General features: G+C 35.0%; 1 tRNA gene. It reads right to left on the minus strand.

Features of this window, described 5'->3' with window-relative positions:
* Positions 1-172 precede the first annotated feature (172 nt).
* Positions 173-248 (minus strand) — tRNA-Ala (locus NI461_RS14175).
* Between the last annotated feature and the right edge of the window lie 15 nt (positions 249-263).

The following is a 263-nucleotide window of genomic DNA, read 5'->3' on the forward strand; positions in this document are numbered from 1 at the left end:
ATGAGTATGAACAAATTATTTCAACTCAAATATATGCTGTTAATGATTTTTCTAGCCTTCGTCAGGTCTAGAAACTGTGATAAATCACAGAAGTTAATAAATAATCATTTATTTACTAAATTCTGTAATCAAGCCTCATTATTTTTTAAAGCAGTGCTTAAAAAATAATTCGTGGTGGAGACTAGGAGAGTCGAACTCCTGACCTCCTGCGTGCAAAGCAGGCGCTCTACCAACTAAGCTAAGTCCCCAGCTTATCATTTAGA

Origin of the sequence: Acinetobacter sp. S4400-12, from assembly GCF_024129495.1 — a bacterium.
Classification (GTDB): domain Bacteria; phylum Pseudomonadota; class Gammaproteobacteria; order Pseudomonadales; family Moraxellaceae; genus Acinetobacter; species Acinetobacter lwoffii_C.